Genomic DNA, 732 nt, shown 5'->3' with positions numbered 1-732 from the left:
GCCCTACAGGCCCTGCATCAACGCCATCTGCGCCGAGTGCGGGGGCTGGTCGTGGCCGGGGGTGCATTTGCGGTACTCGCCGTCGGCGTGCAGTTCCCAGGCGTTGAGGTTGTCGTCCAGGTAGTTCTGCAGCACGTCGCGGTAGACCTTGCGGGCCAGCTCCGGGTCCAGGATCGGGAAGCAGGTCTCCACCCGGCGCAGCAGGTTGCGCTCCAGCCAGTCGGCGCTGGCGCAGTACAGCTCGGACGCGCCGTCGTTGCCGAACCAGTAGACGCGGCTGTGTTCCAGGAATCGGCCGACGATCGAGCGCACCCGGATGTTGTCCGATACCCCTGGTACGCCCGGGCGCAGCGTGCACGCCCCGCGCACGATCAGGTCGATCTGCACGCCGGCCTGCGACGCGGCATACAGCGCGCGCACCACCTGCGGTTCGTTGAGGGCGTTCATCTTGGCGATGATCCGCCCCGGGCGGCCCTCGCGGGCCAGGTGCATCTCGCGTTCGATGCGCTGCAGCAGCCCGTCGTGCAGGGTGAACGGCGACTGCAGCAGGCGCTTCAGGCGCGTGCGCGGGGCCAGCCCGGACAGCTGCTGGAACAGCAGGTGCACGTCGTTGCCGATGTCGGCATCGGAGGTGATCAGGCTCAGGTCGGTGTACGCCCGCGCGGTGCCGCTGTGGTAGTTGCCGGTGCCCAGGTGCACGTAGCGGCGCAGCTTGCGGCCCTCGCGGCGCAC

At 69.7% G+C, this 732-nt stretch carries 1 pseudogene; it reads right to left on the bottom strand.

Features of this window, described 5'->3' with window-relative positions:
- Window positions 1–3: 3 nt before the first annotated feature.
- Window positions 4–732, bottom strand: a pseudogene (locus INT12_RS30690) (RNA degradosome polyphosphate kinase); the annotation flags it as partial.

The organism is Pseudomonas sp. K8 (assembly GCF_014889455.1).
Lineage (GTDB): Bacteria > Pseudomonadota > Gammaproteobacteria > Pseudomonadales > Pseudomonadaceae > Aquipseudomonas > Aquipseudomonas veronii.
This window is presented reverse-complemented; position numbering and strand designations above follow the sequence as displayed.